15 protein-coding genes and 5 tRNA genes are annotated in these 15,426 nt (G+C 54.2%); 12 read left to right on the top strand and 8 right to left on the bottom strand.

Annotation, left to right across the window (positions count from 1 at the left end; genetic code table 11):
• Positions 1 to 13: 13 nt before the first annotated feature.
• Together D7024_RS02165 and D7024_RS02170 are read right to left on the bottom strand one after the other, a co-directional pair.
• A complete protein-coding gene (locus D7024_RS02165; protein WP_121450340.1) occupies positions 14 to 292 on the bottom strand; it encodes a TFIIB-type zinc ribbon-containing protein in 279 nt (92 codons plus the stop codon).
• A 92-nt stretch (positions 293 to 384) separates the two neighbouring features.
• A complete protein-coding gene (locus tag D7024_RS02170) occupies positions 385 to 1,146 on the bottom strand; it encodes a tRNA lysidine(34) synthetase (RefSeq protein ID WP_121450341.1) in 762 nt (253 codons plus the stop codon).
• 152 nt (positions 1,147 to 1,298) lie between these two features.
• On the opposite strand from D7024_RS02170, the gene D7024_RS02175 reads away from it, so the two are divergent.
• Positions 1,299 to 1,670, top strand: a complete 372-nt coding sequence (locus tag D7024_RS02175; protein WP_121450342.1) for a hypothetical protein — start codon at positions 1,299 to 1,301, stop codon at positions 1,668 to 1,670.
• Between the two features lie 310 nt (positions 1,671 to 1,980).
• On the opposite strand, the gene D7024_RS02180 is transcribed toward D7024_RS02175, so the two are convergent.
• Together D7024_RS02180 and D7024_RS02185 are read right to left on the bottom strand one after the other, a co-directional pair.
• The gene (locus D7024_RS02180; RefSeq protein ID WP_435374068.1) at positions 1,981 to 3,051 is read right to left on the bottom strand and encodes a DUF763 domain-containing protein; all 1,071 of its coding nucleotides are present in this window, start codon (positions 3,049 to 3,051) and stop codon (positions 1,981 to 1,983) included.
• An 87-nt stretch (positions 3,052 to 3,138) separates the two neighbouring features.
• Complete coding sequence (locus D7024_RS02185; RefSeq protein ID WP_013824091.1) at positions 3,139 to 3,336, bottom strand: ferredoxin; 198 nt, start codon at positions 3,334 to 3,336, stop codon at positions 3,139 to 3,141.
• A 193-nt stretch (positions 3,337 to 3,529) separates the two neighbouring features.
• Between D7024_RS02185 and D7024_RS02190 the strand changes: the two genes are divergently transcribed.
• Positions 3,530 to 5,071, top strand: a complete 1,542-nt coding sequence (locus tag D7024_RS02190) for a phosphoenolpyruvate carboxykinase (ATP) (RefSeq protein WP_121450344.1) — start codon at positions 3,530 to 3,532, stop codon at positions 5,069 to 5,071.
• Positions 5,072 to 5,084: 13 nt separating this feature from the next.
• Here D7024_RS02190 and D7024_RS02195 read toward each other — a convergent pair whose 3' ends face one another.
• Entirely contained in the window at positions 5,085 to 6,524 is a 1,440-nt protein-coding gene (locus D7024_RS02195; protein WP_121450345.1) for an MFS transporter, read from the bottom strand.
• 71 nt (positions 6,525 to 6,595) lie between these two features.
• On the opposite strand from D7024_RS02195, the gene D7024_RS02200 reads away from it, so the two are divergent.
• From D7024_RS02200 to D7024_RS02220, 5 genes are all read left to right on the top strand, one after another.
• Positions 6,596 to 8,059: a sigma-54 interaction domain-containing protein gene (locus D7024_RS02200; protein WP_121450346.1), complete on the top strand. Its 1,464-nt coding sequence runs from the start codon at positions 6,596 to 6,598 to the stop codon at positions 8,057 to 8,059.
• A 195-nt stretch (positions 8,060 to 8,254) separates the two neighbouring features.
• On the top strand, positions 8,255 to 9,409 hold the full coding sequence (locus tag D7024_RS02205) for an iron-containing alcohol dehydrogenase (protein WP_121450347.1): 1,155 nt from the start codon (positions 8,255 to 8,257) through the stop codon (positions 9,407 to 9,409).
• 42 nt (positions 9,410 to 9,451) lie between these two features.
• The gene (locus D7024_RS02210) at positions 9,452 to 10,861 is read left to right on the top strand and encodes a solute carrier family 23 protein (RefSeq protein ID WP_121450348.1); all 1,410 of its coding nucleotides are present in this window, start codon (positions 9,452 to 9,454) and stop codon (positions 10,859 to 10,861) included.
• 149 nt (positions 10,862 to 11,010) lie between these two features.
• Complete coding sequence (locus tag D7024_RS02215; RefSeq protein WP_121450349.1) at positions 11,011 to 12,054, top strand: NAD(P)-dependent oxidoreductase; 1,044 nt, start codon at positions 11,011 to 11,013, stop codon at positions 12,052 to 12,054.
• Positions 12,055 to 12,206: 152 nt separating this feature from the next.
• Positions 12,207 to 13,118, top strand: a complete 912-nt coding sequence (locus D7024_RS02220) for a serine hydrolase (protein WP_121450350.1) — start codon at positions 12,207 to 12,209, stop codon at positions 13,116 to 13,118.
• 65 nt (positions 13,119 to 13,183) lie between these two features.
• Here the strand turns inward: D7024_RS02220 and pdaA are convergent, their stop codons facing one another.
• Together pdaA and D7024_RS02230 are read right to left on the bottom strand one after the other, a co-directional pair.
• Positions 13,184 to 14,149: a delta-lactam-biosynthetic de-N-acetylase gene (gene pdaA / locus D7024_RS02225; RefSeq protein WP_207666877.1), complete on the bottom strand. Its 966-nt coding sequence runs from the start codon at positions 14,147 to 14,149 to the stop codon at positions 13,184 to 13,186.
• Positions 14,150 to 14,266: 117 nt separating this feature from the next.
• Positions 14,267 to 14,452 carry a hypothetical protein gene (locus D7024_RS02230; protein ID WP_207666878.1) on the bottom strand — a complete coding sequence of 62 codons (186 nt, stop codon included), beginning with the start codon at positions 14,450 to 14,452 and terminating at the stop codon, positions 14,267 to 14,269.
• 128 nt (positions 14,453 to 14,580) lie between these two features.
• Here D7024_RS02230 and D7024_RS02235 point away from each other — a divergent pair.
• The 5 genes from D7024_RS02235 to D7024_RS02255 all read left to right on the top strand — a co-directional run bounded on the left by D7024_RS02235 (position 14,581) and on the right by D7024_RS02255 (position 15,184).
• Positions 14,581 to 14,656 (top strand) — tRNA-Thr (locus tag D7024_RS02235).
• 13 nt (positions 14,657 to 14,669) lie between these two features.
• A tRNA-Tyr gene (locus D7024_RS02240) sits at positions 14,670 to 14,755 on the top strand.
• Positions 14,756 to 14,839: 84 nt separating this feature from the next.
• Positions 14,840 to 14,915, top strand: a tRNA-Met gene (locus tag D7024_RS02245).
• 2 nt (positions 14,916 to 14,917) lie between these two features.
• Positions 14,918 to 14,993, top strand: a tRNA-Thr gene (locus D7024_RS02250).
• A gap of 114 nt (positions 14,994 to 15,107) precedes the next feature.
• Positions 15,108 to 15,184: transfer RNA gene (locus D7024_RS02255), tRNA-Met, on the top strand.
• 8 nt (positions 15,185 to 15,192) lie between these two features.
• Here D7024_RS02255 and D7024_RS14910 read toward each other — a convergent pair.
• A partial coding sequence (locus tag D7024_RS14910; RefSeq protein WP_207666879.1) for a hypothetical protein occupies positions 15,193 to 15,426 on the bottom strand: 234 nt, incomplete at its 5' end.

Here is a 15,426-nt window from a genome sequence, read left to right on the forward strand (position 1 = left end):
CCACCCGGATTTTTTAATCAAACAGATCTTCAAATAACTCGAAGATGCTGCGTTTCTTTTTGTGCTTGTGGTAGCCGTGATGGCCGTAGTGGTCGTGATGGTGATGGCGGTGGTGCTCGTCGTAATCCTTATAATGCTGAAATTCGCCGTGGAACTCCCGGGCCAGGGCAATCACCTTTTCCAGTTCTCCGCCGTCGAGCCACACCCCGTGGCAGCGGGAGCAGACATCCAGCAAAACCCCGAAGCGGGGCACTTCCCTCAGGGGTACATGGCATACCGGGCATTCCTTCATCAAGACAAGACCTCCTTCAAACACATTTTGCTTCCATTATAACCGGAACTGGTCATGATGTAAGCATGGCTTTTCCCATGGCCCTGGTATTACTACTGGCTGTTGGGCGATGATTCCAGCCACCGGGCGTTCTCTATAGCGGTGAGAAATTTTTCCCGGATGTCGGGATAGGCTTTCGCCATCAAGCCGACCAGGGTGCGTATTTCTTCCCGCTTCGTTTTACCGCTGGCAGGACAGGGGTTGTCCATCACGGGAAGATTTTCCGCCCGCGCAATGCCGGCCAGGGTGGCTTCCGGCAGATAAATAAGGGGGCGGATGAGTACCAGGCCGCTTCTGGCCAGATGGGTCACCGGTGTAAAGGTGGCCAGGCGGCCGGTATAGACCCAGTTTAAAAGAAAGGTTTCCAGGAGATCATCCAGGTGATGCCCCAGGGCCACCTTGTTGCAACCCAGCCGCCGGGCCGCTTCGTGCAGGGCACCCCGGCGCAGGTGGGCACACAGGGCGCAGGGGTTTTCCTCCCGGCGGTGTTCAAAGACGATGGCTCCGATGGCCGTTTGTTCCACGTGAAATGGTATGTCCCGTTCCCGGCAAAAGGAGGCCAGCGGGGCGGCATCCACCGGCCAGCCCAGGTCAAGAAAGACGGCGTGAAAGTCAAAGGAAAGCGGGGAATAGTTTTTAAGCAGCCACATTATGTACAGGAGAGCGGAACTATCCTTGCCCCCCGAAACACCTACGGCAATTTTATCGCCTGCCGTGATCATGGAGTACCGGTAGATTGCCCGTTTCACTTTCGTCAGGAACCATTTCCCGTAGGTGCGCTTGATTTGGTAGACTGCCTTACCCTGGCCCTTCATGCCTTACCTCCGGTTTTCCTGACAAAGGTCATTTAACCATATATATATCAAGGTTAGAAACCTCCGATTCTTGCCATTCTATTTAGACTTAAAATCGTGTAATATTAAAGAGCAATGGTAAATACCATTAATTCTTTGTAGAGGGTGAGCCAATGAGTCTCTTTTATGGTGATGTACAAAAAATTGTTGTACCGCGCATTGTTCGCCTGGCCCGGGAGATGAATCTCGGCGCCGGCCAGGCCGTAGAGCTGGACTGCCCGCGGGCGACCCTTTTGAACATTGCCTTTCGCATCCGCACTACCGGGACCGTGAATCTCTTTGTAGAGGAGCACAACGGGCAGGAATGGGAGACCACCGGCAGGCTGGAGGTCGAAGAAGGGGAAACTGTGTGGCACCACATATTAAAGCACCCCGGCTTCCGGCTACGCGTGACAAATCCCTCGCCAGCCGATGCCGTGGAGGTTTCCATTGAAGCCAACCTGCCCTGCCTGAAAGAACTTGGTGAAATAAATAGCATAAAATAGCCGGTGTCAAAAAAACTCGGCGGGACAAGCCGTGTCACAGTAAAGCCACCGTAATAGAATCTTAACGCGTAAATGTTTCAGTCAACTTGCTTAAGGCACGGTGTTGTCCCTCTCACTCATATGTTCCCCAGCACTCACTGAAAAAGCTATACTGGAAAGAGCAGCGTTTACTACTTGTTACATCAGTCTTAAAAAGAGCAGCATTTCCGGTGAGTGCTGGGTTACCGGCGCTCCGCAAAATCGTTCGTTCTGGACAACGCCGTGCTTTTGGAGTAATCAGAGCGGTTTTACTGAACTTTTACCCTTAGCGCTAAAACGCGTGGCGGGGCCACCGGCCCAGGCGGCGGAACGCTTCTATTTTTTCCTGGCGGCCCAGGCGGCTTTCGGCCAGGGCTTTCTCCAGAAAGGCTATGGAGTGATCATAGGTAGCCCGGTCTACGGGATAAGGGTGGCCGTCCTTGCCCCCGTGGGCGAAACTGAACCTGGCCGGATCCCTGAAGCTGGGCGGTGTTCCGTAGGCCAGTTCCGAGAGCAGGGAAAGAGCCCGCAGCGCTTTGGGTCCCACTCCCTCGGTGGCCACCAGGGCGGCAAAACTCTCCGGCTGCCGTTCGTAACTTTTCAGGAGCACCCGGTGCAGCCTGGCCGGATTCAGGTCGGCCAGTTCCACCCGGTGCCGGGCCGGCAGGTTCAGGGCATCCTGCTGCAACCGGGTCAGATCCCGGAGCAGGTTTTCCGGTTTTTCCCGGGCCAGTTCGGTAATCACCTTACGGGCCGGGTCGCTTTCCAGGGCCACCAGGTTAAGGGTTTCGCCTTTGTGGTCGCAGCATACCGCCGTGTGGGGTTCGCAGACAAAATCCTTTACCGTGGTGCTCAACCAGTGATAGCGGCGGGCCCAGCGGGCGGTTTCGTTCATACCCTGCTGGATGATTGCCCAGCGTCCGGAGGAAGTAAAAAAGAAGGTATGGTGGTAGAGCTGGTAGCCGTCCTGGACGGCGGCGTTGTCCACTTTTGCGGCCATTTTGCTCGCAAAAACCAGTTCCCCGGGATCTCTGGCCAGGGGAAACCTTTCCCCTATGGCCAGGATTTCGCCGGGTGTCTGGCGGGATGTCTTTCCTTTGCCGCCCGCCACAAAAAGCCCCAGCTGGCCGGCCCGGTCCCGCAGGGCTTCCTTTAACGCACCGCAGACGGTGGTGGTTAAACCAGAAGAATGCCAGTCAAATCCCAGCACGCAACCCAGGGCCTGAAACCAGAAGGGGTCGGCCAGCCTGGCCAGGATTCCGTCCGGGCCGCCTTCCACCACCATTACTTCAATTAAGGCGCGGCTCATTTTGACCATCCGTTCAAAGAGCCAGGGCGGGCATTTCCCTCCGTGCAGGGGCAGATTGGCCGTCCCGGTTCGCATGTGCATTCCTCCAGCAAATAAGGGGGCGTCTTTCCCGACGCCCCTTGTTTTTTGCTTTAGTTCTTTCTATTCCTCTTTCCAGTGGATGCACTGGGCAGGGCACATATCAATGGCTTCCTGAATTTCATCTTCACTGGCACCCTGGGGGTTAACCACCTCGGCGAAGCCCAGGGTTTCATTCATCTGGAAGACATCCGGGCAAACATCTGCGCAGGAGCCGCAGGCCAGGCATTCTTCCGATTCGATGTACGGGATTTTGGCCACGGTTTTCCCCTCCTTAACTTTTCCGTTTGTGGCTGTACCGCCGGGGATATTATATCATCTTCACCAATCATTTTGAATAGAGAGGTAACTGGATCCTCTTTTGTATTTTGTATGCACTATGCAGGAAAATGAAAAATTTCCTTGAATAATTATTAACATAAATTTACGAAAAATATCGGAAGGTGGACTGAGCATGGAAGAATTTCGCCGCAGAGTTGTAGCAGGCGAGGAAATAACCAATCCTTCGCCGGAAATTTTAAGGGCACTGGCCTCCCATGAGGAACAGGTCACCGTTTACGGTAGTGTCAATTATATCACCCTGGTCCGCAACCGCAGCGCCAAATTCACCTATATCGTAGAAGACGGAGTGCGGCTGGGAGTGGACCAGCAGGGCATTTCCCGGCAGCGGGCGCTGGAGCTGGTGGACCAGGTGCATGCCTATCTGAAGCGAAAATCGGTCATCCGCCTGGACCGGCAGATGGGCACCCATCCCGATTTCCGCCTGCACTGCCGTTTATATATCACCGCTGAATATGCTCGCATCCCGCTACAGTGGCGCTTGATGCTCTTTGAGCCGGAAAACCCGGACAAAGAGCCCGATTTAATGAGCATCTATGTTCCGGAGTGGCCCGAACGGATTATTTTTTGCCACCCCGAAGCCGGTGTTACCTACATTTTGGGAACGGACTACTTCGGGGAATGCAAGAAATCCTTTTTGCGCATGGCCATGTACGTGGTGAAAAAGCAGGGCTGGCTGGGCCTGCATGCCGGGAGCAAGGCTTTAAGGGTGCGGGACAGGGACGGCCAATTAAAAGAGGTCGGCTTTATTCTCTTTGGCCTTTCCGGTACGGGAAAAACCACCCTCACCATGCATGATCACGGCTTGACCGGGGAGGAAGGGGTGGCCATCCGCCAGGACGACGTGGTGATGATGGATGGCCGGGGTTACTGTTACGGTACGGAAAATGGTTTTTATATTAAAACGGAAGGTTTGGATGAGTCCCAGCTGGTCCTCTACCGGGCGGCCACCGCTCCCGGGGCCATCTTTGAAAACGTGAAGGTGCTGGAAGATGGGCGGATTTTGTTTGATGATACCGGGCTGACTTCCAACGGCCGGGGAGTGATCCTGCGCCGGGACGTGCTCAATACCGATTACCGCATTGATCTCGACAAGGCTCACCGGCTCATCTTTATCACCCGCCGGAATACCATTATCCCTCCCGTGGCCAGGTTAACGGCGGAACAGGCGGCGGCTTATTTTATGCTGGGGGAATCTATTGAAACCTCGGCGGGAGATCCCACCCGTGCCGGCCAGTCGAAACGGGAGGTGGGCACCAACCCCTTTATCATTGGTCCTGAAGAAGAGGAAGGTAACCGCCTGCTGGAAATACTGCGGGCCAACCCGGACATGGAATGCTACCTGTTGAACACCGGCAGTGTGGGTGCGGGACCCGGCTTCCCCGGCGAAAAAATCACCATTGCCGTTTCCACCCACATCTTGCGGGAAATTGCCCGGGACAGCATTACCTGGCAAACCGATCCCGACTGGGGCTACCAGGTGCCTTTACAGGTGCCGGGGGTGGACCTGGACCGCTATAACCCCGTTACTTACTACAGCCCGGAAGTTTACCGGCAGCTGGTGGAAGAACTGCGCCGGGAGCGCCGCCAGTGGCTGGCTAAGTACCGGGGTTTGAAGCCGGAAATTGTTGCCGCCATTGAACCGCCGGGGAATTAGTCTTTTGGAAAGCTTAAGACAGGATTTTCTTTGCCTTTAGCGTTTCTTGCAGGCGGGCCATCACTCCTATGGCAGTGGCCCCCAGCAGGGCGGAGTAGAGCAGCATGACCGTGAGGACGTCCCAGCGCTGGGCCAGGAAAGTGCCCACCAGGGGACCGGCGAGCAGCCCCACGGAATAGGCGGTATTGGCTATGCCGTAGGTGGTGCCGTAAAGGCCGTTTGCCTGGCCTGTCTTTCCGTCCGTGGGGTGTTTGGGGTGAATTTTCTCCATGGATTCCGCCAGCAAAGGCAGCGCGGGGGTGGAGTAGGCCCCAGTGGTAAGGCCTAGCAGGGCCATGGTCGCCGTTACCAGTTTAACATTTGGCGCCACCACCAGCCACGGCACGGTGGCCGCCGTGCTGATCAATCCAGCTACGATCAGAGGTTTACGTCCCAGCCGGTCGGAAAGGATCCCGAAAAGGGGCTGGAACAGGGCGAAGGAGAGGCTCAAGGCGCCAAAGAGCAGTCCCACGCCGGCACTGCCGAGACCAAAACGTTTTTGCAGGTCAATGGGCAGAAGGGGCTCCAGCATGCCAAACCCAAAGCTGCCCGTGACGGTTATTAACACTACCCAGAAAATGTTCCGGTTGAATAAAAACTGCTGCCAGGGCGGCTGCTGCCGCCCGGCAGGGTTGCTGTTTCTCGGCAGGGGGCTGAACCAGAGCAAAAGGGTCAGCAAAGCCCCTGCGCCCGCCGTTACCAGAAAGGGGAAGGCGTAACCGGCAAACTGGTAAAGAGTACCGCCCAGCACCGGGCCGATAATGGTACCCAGGCCGGTGCTGGTCATGACTATCCCCATTTTTTGTCCCCTTAGATGGGGCGGGTACAGGATCGCCACCAGGGCCAGGCCCGCAGACCAGGTGGCCGCTGCGGCTATTCCCTGGAGTAAACGGCTGATAACCAGAAGCCAGACCGAGCGGGAAATTATGAAAATTAGCGTGGATATGGTCAGGCCAGCCATACCCAGAACCATGACCGGCCTGTAGCCGTACCGGTCACAGGCCAGCCCCGCGGGTACGCTGGCCAGCAGGAGGCCGGCGGAAAGGGCGGCAAAAATTAGCCCCAGTTCGGTGGTGGAAGCACCTACGCTGGTGGCGTAATAGGGCACCACGGGGACGATGATGCCGTACAACACGGTATCCAGAAAAACGGCCAGGTTGATCAGCGTAAACAAGTAGCCGGTATTCATAATTTGCCTCGCTTGCAACCCTCCCCAAAAGCTTCTAAGAAGACCTGTGCCCTTTTGGTTTTCCTTTATTGCACCGGTTTTTTTCTGATACTCATATTCTGGTTGGTAACCTGTCTTCCCTTCTTTCACGAAGATATGAAGGTAAAATGATGCATTTATATCTACGGACCGCAGGCAGGCAAAACCTGCCTTTTGTTTTTCGCTGGTTGAGCTGGAGGAAATCATATTGCAATGTCGAAATTATGAAGTGTCTAAATATTTTTAACGTAACTTATCGGGGAGGGAGGAGAAAGCATATGCTTTTTAAAGAAGGCCTTTCTCGTTACCTGCCGGAATGTTGGAAAGATGGAAGCGATCATATACTCGCTTTACATAAGACAAATCTTTTAGAAAAAAATACCCCGGGGTCCAAACAAAGGACAGGGAATTATCAGGGCAGGTCGTTACGTGTTACCGATACTGAAACCGGTTTTTACTACACCAACGGGCAGGCTTATACCCTGGGCGTGAACAGTGCCTACGAATGTTTAACCGGCCTGCATGGCGACGAACTGTTCGGACGCAACATGAATGAACTGGTGGATAACCGCTACTTCGACCGGTCGGTTTCTCTGATGGTACTGGAACAGGGGCGCTCCGTTACCATTCCCCAGCACGTGCTTAAAACCGGCCAGAAAGTGATGGTAACCGGAAATCCCGTTTTTGACGAAGAGGGTAAAATTCTTCTGGTAGTAACTACGGTGAAACCGTTACGAAACAATAAAGGAAAGAAAGTAAACGGGCCGACCCAGGCAAATCACCTGGTGGAACTGGAAGGCATTGGAACTGTGGTGGCGGAAAGCGAGGCCATGAAGCAGGTGGTGAACAGGGCCATTCGTGCCGCGTATTCCGACGCCACCGTCTTGATCCAGGGCGAGTCCGGCGTCGGCAAAGAAGTCGTGGCCAGGATTATCCATGAATACAGTCCAAGGAAGCACAAACCCTTTATGGTGGTAAACGCGGCTGCCATTCCGGGGGAACTTTTTGAGGCGGAATTATTCGGTTACCGTCCGGGGGCCTTTACGGGTGCCCGGCGGGAAGGTTATCCCGGGTTGGTCAAGGCTGCCGAGGGAGGGACCCTGTTTCTGGATGAGATTAGTGAGGTGCCCCTTTCCGCCCAGGTGAAATTATTACGGCTGATTCAAAATAAGGAATTATACCCTTTAGGTAGTGGACAACCGGAAAGAATAGATGTGCGCATTGTGGCTGCATCCAATCAGAACCTGGTAAGGCTGGTGCGTGAGGGGCGTTTTCGTCAGGATCTATACTACAGGTTGAATGTCATACCAATTTACATTCCTCCCCTGGCAAACCGGCGGGAGGATATTATCCCCCTGGCCAGCCACTTTTTTAACCTCTACCTGGACCGCTACAATATAAAAAAGATTCTTACCCCGGAAGCCTGCCGGGAATTGCAGAGCTACCGGTGGCCGGGAAACGTGCGGGAGCTGCAGAACTTGATGGAGCGCCTGGTGGTTCTCAGTAGCGGAGTAAAAATTACTGCCCACATGGTAGCCAGGGAACTGGAGGCACAGGTAGAGCAATCCACCACTTGCTTTTCGCCTAAAACTCCGGAGAACCTGGAAAAGGCGTTGGAAGAATTCGAAAAGGATCTTATCCAGCATGCTTTGCAGGTATATTCCACGCAAGAGGAGGCGTCCCGGGCGCTGGGTATTCACCGGAGTACCCTGGCCCGGAAAATAAAAAAATACTTTTCTTAAGAACGCGCAGAGTTGCGCGTTTTTTGTCGCAATCTTGCTGCATCCAGAGGCAGGTGTCAGAGGATAAAAGGGAGAGCGGCGGGAATCAAGCCGGGAAATTAAAAGGCTTGACGGCCATGAAAGCAAGAAATTTCAAGCAGGCATGAAATTTGAAAAATTACAGCACCGACAGAAAAATTTCTGGAGGTGCATGATGTGAAAGTAAGCTATTTCTGGACGGCAAGCACAATCATTACCGGTAGGGGTAGCCTTGGTCGGATTGCCGATGAGGCTAAAAACCTTGGCGCCACCAAAATCCTGCTGGTTACCGACCCCGTACTTTTAAAAACCGGCCTGGTGAACAAGGTGAAAGAGGCCCTGGCTCCCGCCGGTCTGGAAGTAGGGGTTTTTAGCGAAGTGGAACCCGAACCACGCCTGCAGGTGGTGACCAAATGCCAGGAGGCCATTAAAGAAGGCGGTTATGACCTGCTGGTGGCGGTGGGTGGAGGCAGTTCCATGGACGTGGCCAAGGCCGCTTCTATTTTGATGACCAACCCCGGTACCATTAAAGACTACCTTGGCGTGAACCTGGTACCCAATCCGGGTATACCGGTAATTGCCGTGCCGACCACGGCCGGCACGGGCAGCGAAGTAACGCCCATAGCCATCCTTTCCGATGTTGATGAACAGCTGAAAAAGGGAGTGGTCAGCCCGTACCTTCTCCCCAAAGTGGCCATTGTGGATCCGGAGCTAACGGTTACCATGCCTCCCCACATTACTGCGGCCACCGGTATGGATGCCCTGACCCACGCCGTGGAAGCGTATATCTCCGTTAATGCCACTACCATTACCGATACATTGGCTCTGGAAGCCATAAGACTCATTGCCCGGCACCTGCGTACCGCGGTGGCCAACGGTGAGCATATGGAAGCCAGGGAGAACATGGCCATGGCCAGCCTGCTGGCAGGGATTGCCTTCGCCAACGCCGGTGTTGCTGCCGTCCATGCGCTAGCCTATCCCCTGGGTGCCCAGTTCCATGTTCCCCACGGTGTAGCCAATGCCGTCCTGCTGCCTTATGTCATGGAATCAAACCTGCTCGGAGCTCTGCCCAGGTTCAAGATTATGGCTCTGGCCATGGGTGAAAAGGTGGAGGACCTGTCTGACCGTGAGGCGGCCGGTAAATTCATTGAGGCCATTAAACAGCTGTCCACCGATGTTAGAATTCCTTTGCATCTGCGCGATCTCGGTGTAACTGCCGAAGCCATACCGGGTATGGCCGAGGGTGCCATTAAAGTGACCCGCCTGCTGGCCAACAACCCGAGGAAGCTCACGGTGGACGACATCAGGGAAATCTACGAAAGGGCATTTTAAAGGCAAGAAGTTTTAAAAAGAACAAAAAGGAGGAATAAAAAGATGAAAAACTGGCGGGCTATAAGACCAGATGGTGTCGAAGTGCCGTACTGGCCTTTGGGCCCCTTTAAAATGAGACTGCCTGGGGTGCACTACCGTTGGGAGTGGGCGGATTACATTCAAGGGCTGGTCATGTGTGCCGTCTGCCTGTCCATTATCCCCGTTTTGCAGGATACCCTGGGCATGCCCTTTGAGGTAGCCCTGGCCATTGTGGTGTTAAACGGCATCTTATATTGTTTGCATGCCCTGTTGGGCGACCCTGTGGTACCCGGGTGGGTAACTCCCGCTATACCGCTCCTTATAGCCTATGTTTCAAGCTATCCGGCAGGGCCGGAACGCATGCACGCGTTAATTGCCTTTGAACTTTTGCTGGGATTGTGGTGCATCTTTTTAGGCATTACGGGACTGGCCAACAGGGTAATTGCTTCCATTCCCCCCGCCATTAAATCGGGAGTGATTATCGGGGCCGGTATTTCGGCCATTTATATGATTTTCCAAAAAGGAGGGCGTTTTGAAAAATTCCCCATTACCATTACCATCGCCATTGGTCTGGCTTTCTGGATGATGTATGCCGAATCCTTTAAAAAGCTGGCGGAAAGAAACAAAATTGCCCGTGTCATTTCCAACCTGGGTATTTTACCATCTATCTTGCTGGCGGTATTTGTAGCAGCTCTGGTCAAGGAAAGTGGCTTCCCGGCCATTGAGTGGGGTATTTCCCGGCCCGACTTTGCCACCCTGTGGACCGATTGGGTGCCCTGGGGTAAACTTGGCTGGCCGTCAATTGACTATTACATTAAAGCTCTTCCCCTTGTTTTGGCGGCTTATATAGTGATATTTGGAGACGCCGTCCAGTGTCAGGCCATTATCCGGGATGCTCAAAAATTCCGGCCGGACGATCCGGTGGACTATAACCCCAGCCGGGCACACCTGGTAGTTGGTTTGCGTAACGCCGGAATGAGTATTCTCGGTCCCGACATCTCCATGTGCGGCCCAATCTGGGCGGCTATGACCGTGGTGACCTATGAACGGTGGAAAAATGGCCGGGCGGCCATGGATTCTTCCATTGGTGGGGTAGGTGCTTTCCGGTTCGGGACTCTGACGGGTTACTTTATTTTACCTATAGTCAGCCTGGTAAGACCAATTCTGCCGGTGGCCCTCTCCCTGACCATGCTCATCCAGGGATTCGTTTCCCTTTATGTGGGTGTTAAAGAATCCAGAAATATCAAGGATCTGGGTATTGCCGGCATTGTGGGCGGTGTGTTGCTGGCCAAGGGTGCTGCTTATGCTTTTGGTGCAGGAATAATTATGTGTTTACTGGTTTACGGACGCAACTTCTTCAAAGGTGACTCTACTCCCAACCTGTTTGCGGAAGAAAAAGTGCTCCAGCCGGCTGAAAAGGCTACCGGCTGTTAAAGTTCGTGGTTCCAAAAATTTTTCGGTTCGGAAGGCGGTGGGAGAAGTTCTCGCCGCCTTTTTGCTTTCATTAAATATAATCTGGCAGGATTTATCAATTGGGAAAACGAATTTCCAACCCTGGGAGCAATAAAGGGGAGGGCGCTGCCATGCACCTGTATCTTGTGGATGACGGGACCCTTACCGCGGGGGCTTTGCGCCGGGAATTGCCGGCGGCGCTGGCCGGGTGGCCGGTGGCCATAACAGTATTGAATATGGGTTTGGAGCATGAATGCATTGACCCCGCCCCGGTGGATGGAAGAGTGGTCAAGGAATTTTACGGATCTCCGGCGGAGCTGGCCGGTAAGCTGGCCGGGGCCGACATACTGGTGGTGCACAAGGCACCTGTGACTGGAGAGGTGATCGAGGGCGCACCCGGGTTGCGCCTGATTGCCTGTGCCCGGGCGCACCCGGTGAATGTGGATGTCCGGGCGGCCTTAAGCCGGGGGATCCCCGTGGTGCATGCCCCGGGGCGGGCGGCCGACTCTACCGCCGATTTAACCATGGCCCTTTTGCTTTTTCTGGCCCGCAATATGGGGGAGACCTGCCGTCTGGTAAGCCGCCTGGGGGCCGGCGCCTGGCAGTACGACTGCCGCAGCCGGCTGGAGGGAGTAGAACTGGCCGGGAAGATCCTGGGCATTATCGGTTTCGGGCATGTGGGCCGCCGGGTGGCGGTCCGGGCGCAGGCCTTTGGTATGAACCTCCTCGTACACAGTCCCCATGTGAATCCCGCTGAAATTCTTGCCGCGGGCGGCCGGCCCGTAACTCTGGAAGAACTCCTGTCAGCTTCTGATTTTGTCAGCCTCCATACCCGGCCCGCTCCCGAAAAAATAGGCTTAATTGGCGCACCCCAGCTGGCGCTGATGAAGAACTCGGCCTGCTTGATCAATACCGCCCGGGGTGAACTGGTGGATGAGGATGCCCTTTACCGCGCTTTAAAGGAAAAAAGGATCCGGGCTGCGGCGCTGGATGTTTTAATTTCGGAGCCCCCGCCGCCGGATCATCCCTTTTTTACCCTCCCCAACGTCGTCCTGACCCCCCACCTGGGAGGCAAGACGGAAGCTGCACCAGTTAGGGCGGCAAAGATAATCACAGAAGAGATCATTAACTTTCTGAGCGGAAAGTCCCTGCGCCATGTTATAAACAGGGTCTGAAGTTTGATACCACTCCTGCCAGAAATTTTACCTTGCACTGCGAACATAATTTCATTTACACTTATCAATAAATAGGTCCTCTAATTAAAGCATTCATAAGTGTCCGGCCTTTGCCGGCTCTTTTTTTGCGTTCGGGAAGGAGGATGTGGATAATGAAGAGACGTCGCCTGTTAAGCATAATGATGTTCTTAATTGCCCTGCCGTTTCTTGTCGCGGGTACAGGAGGTTCTTTAAACGGTCCGGACCCGGATGTTTCGCTGGCGCAGGCGACCGGAGATAAGGATTGGTCTTTCCGGCAGGTGCCGGATTACCAGCCGCTGCAAGAACAACTGAAAGACTACCTGGCCCAGCAGCCGGGAGTTTACGGCATCTACTTTAAGGACCTGCACTCCGGGGCCAGCTTTGATATCAACGGTGATGAGCCCATAACCGCCGCCAGCACGGTGAAGGTGCCCGTGGTCCTGTACCTGAATCATCTCGTCGCCCAGGGCAAGTTGAATTGGGATGACCGGGTGGTTTATGACAGCAAACAGGACTATCAAGGGGGAGCCGGTATCCTGCAGTTTTCCGCCCGGGACGGCGATAGCTATTCCCTGCGGGTACTGGCCAACCTGTCCATAACCATCAGCGACAACATCGCCTACCGCATGCTGGTGCGCCACCTGGGTAAGGACAACGTGGCCCGGTTTATGCGCGACCTGGGCGGGCAAACCGTGTTCCCCGGCGGGGAGAATATCACCACTGCCCGGGACATGGGCCGGTATATGGAGGCGGTGCTGGAATTCAGCCGTGAGCATCCTGCCCTGGGAGAACGCCTGTTGGATGATATGGCCAACCCCATTTATCACGTGGGTCTGCCCGGCAAGCTCCCGCCGGAGGTAAGGGTGGCCCATAAGGAAGGAGATGTCTGGGGTGTGGCCAACGATGCCGGGATTGTTTTTGCCGAACACCCTTACATCCTGGTGGTGCTGTCCAGAGGGGAAACGGATGTGGATAAAGGATTTGCCCGCATTGCGGAGATTTCCCGGATGGTCTATGATTACCAGGTAAATCTGAAGCGGTAATGCCGCACAAAAGGCCTGGCGTTATTCAAATTGCGCCAGGCCCTTGTTTTAGTACCGGCAAATCACTAAGATTCTTTCGCTACCAGATCATCCAGCGTCTTAAAGGTGTACCCCTGGGCCCTGGCGTCTTTAAGGATGCGGTCCAGGGCTTCGGTGTTGTCCCTGGATACGGCGTGCAGCAATATTACCGCCCCGTTGTGCAGGTTATCCATTACCGACTGGTAGGCTTCCTGGGGACCTCCGGGCATGGGTACCCAGTCCACCAGGGCCAGGCTCCAGAAAATATTGTAATATCCCAGTTGTCTGGTTACGGCCAGGGTGCGCTCACTGTATTCCCCCTTGGGCGGGCGCAGGTATTTCATCTTCTTCCCCGTCAGCTTTGTGAAAAGTTCTTCCACCGATTGCAGCTCTTTCTTGATCTCCTCATCGCTGATGTCGGGCAGGCTGGGGTGATTCATGGTGTGGTTGCCCACGATGTGCCCTTCAGCCACCATGCGCTTGACCAGCTCCGGCTGGGTTTTGACGTAGTGCCCGGTCACAAAGAAGGCGGCTTTGACGTTGTTGGCTTTGAGAATGTCCAGTATTTTAGCCGTGTAGCCGTTTTCGTAACCTTCGTCAAAGGTCAGGTAAAGCACCTTTTCACCGGGACTGCCGATCCAGTAGGCGTCATACCGGGCCAGGGTGTCGCGGATTGCTTTGGGCATTTCCGGCTGCTGGTGTTTGTCATTGCGTTTAATGCCCCAACCGCGGCGTGCGTTGGACAAGGAGGTAGTGGTCTGAACGGTCTTTTTATCGCCGGTGGCACCTTTCTTTTCATTAACATTTTCCGGGGTTTGAGCCTTTGCCTCATTTTTTGCCGGTTGTGAAGGGGATATATTTGCCGTTGCTTTTTCCCCCGCAGGCTGGGAAGAATAGACCCCAGCGACAGTGGATTTTGGATTGTCCGCCGCCAGGTACATCCTGCCGGCGTAAAATCCACCGGCAATTACAGCCATTATAAGTGCCACGGTTGCTTTAGCATATCGGGACAACGGATTTTCCTCCTTATAGTAAAAATGTTTAGCATTAGCTTGGGCAGGGAGATAAGGAATTATTCCCGGGTCTTGATTGGCAAAAATTCGACACCTTCTGCCATCAACCTTCTTTTGCTATACTATTTTTAAAGGCGTTTCACGGGAAGACCGGCTACCTGCTGAACTTTGCCTGTATACCTGACGTTCACTTAAGCTTAATACCAGGGCAGCTTCAAAGGTTGAAATCTGACCTTCCAGAACCCGCTGCAAAACCAGCATCCGCTTCAGTTCCGTCTGCGACAGGGTAACCATCTCCTTCATACTGACATTTTCACTGACGGATTTTACCCTGACAATATCACAGACGGATCACACGGCTGCGGTGGGGGTATTGACACGACCGGGGTTTTCTGTTATTATAATAACTGCGCCTGAAGCAAGTGAGCCATGCCGGCGTAGCTCAATTGGTAGAGCAGCTGACTTGTAATCAGCAGGTTGCGGGTTCGAGTCCCATCGCCGGCTCCAGTGCCTTTCTCGTGGAGGGGTTCCCGAGTGGTCAAAGGGAGCAGACTGTAAATCTGCCGGCTGACGCCTTCGCAGGTTCGAATCCTGCCCCCTCCACCAAATGCCAGCTTATACTCAGGACCGGACTTCTTCAAATAAAGGGTTTGAAAAGTTCCGGTTCTGTGTTATAATATAACTTGCCGACGCGGGGTGGAGCAGCTGGTAGCTCGTCGGGCTCATAACCCGAAGGTCGTAGGTTCAAATCCTACCCCCGCAACCAATGCCACTATAGCTCAGTCGGTAGAGCGCGTCCTTGGTAAGGACGAGGTCACCGGTTCAATCCCGGTTAGTGGCTCCAATTTCAGAGGTCAGAAGTCGGAGGTCTGAGGTTGGAAGGAGCCGCTTGGCGACAGGGGAACTCAGGTGGAAAGCAATTCTGACATCCGACATCCGACATCTGACTTCCGCTCATGGCGGCGTAGCTCAGTTGGTTAGAGCAAGCGGTTCATACCCGCTGTGTCCGGGGTTCGAGTCCCTGCGCCGCTACCACCAGAAAATCACCAGTGCAAAAGCTGGTGATTTTTATTTTTGGGAGCAGGAATTTTAAGCCCTTTAGCGAATTTTGAGTTCTGTGGTTTATTGCATGATTTAAAGAAAAGTGGTAATAATTTAGAAGTGTGTAAAAAAGTGGGTTTTAAGGAGGAGGAAAGAGGATCATGGCCAAGGCCAAATTTGAGCGGACCAAACCCCACGTAAACGTTGGGACGATTGGACACGTTGACCACGGGAAG

Source organism: Desulfofundulus salinus (assembly GCF_003627965.1).
GTDB classification, from domain to species: domain Bacteria; phylum Bacillota; class Desulfotomaculia; order Desulfotomaculales; family Desulfovirgulaceae; genus Desulfofundulus; species Desulfofundulus salinus.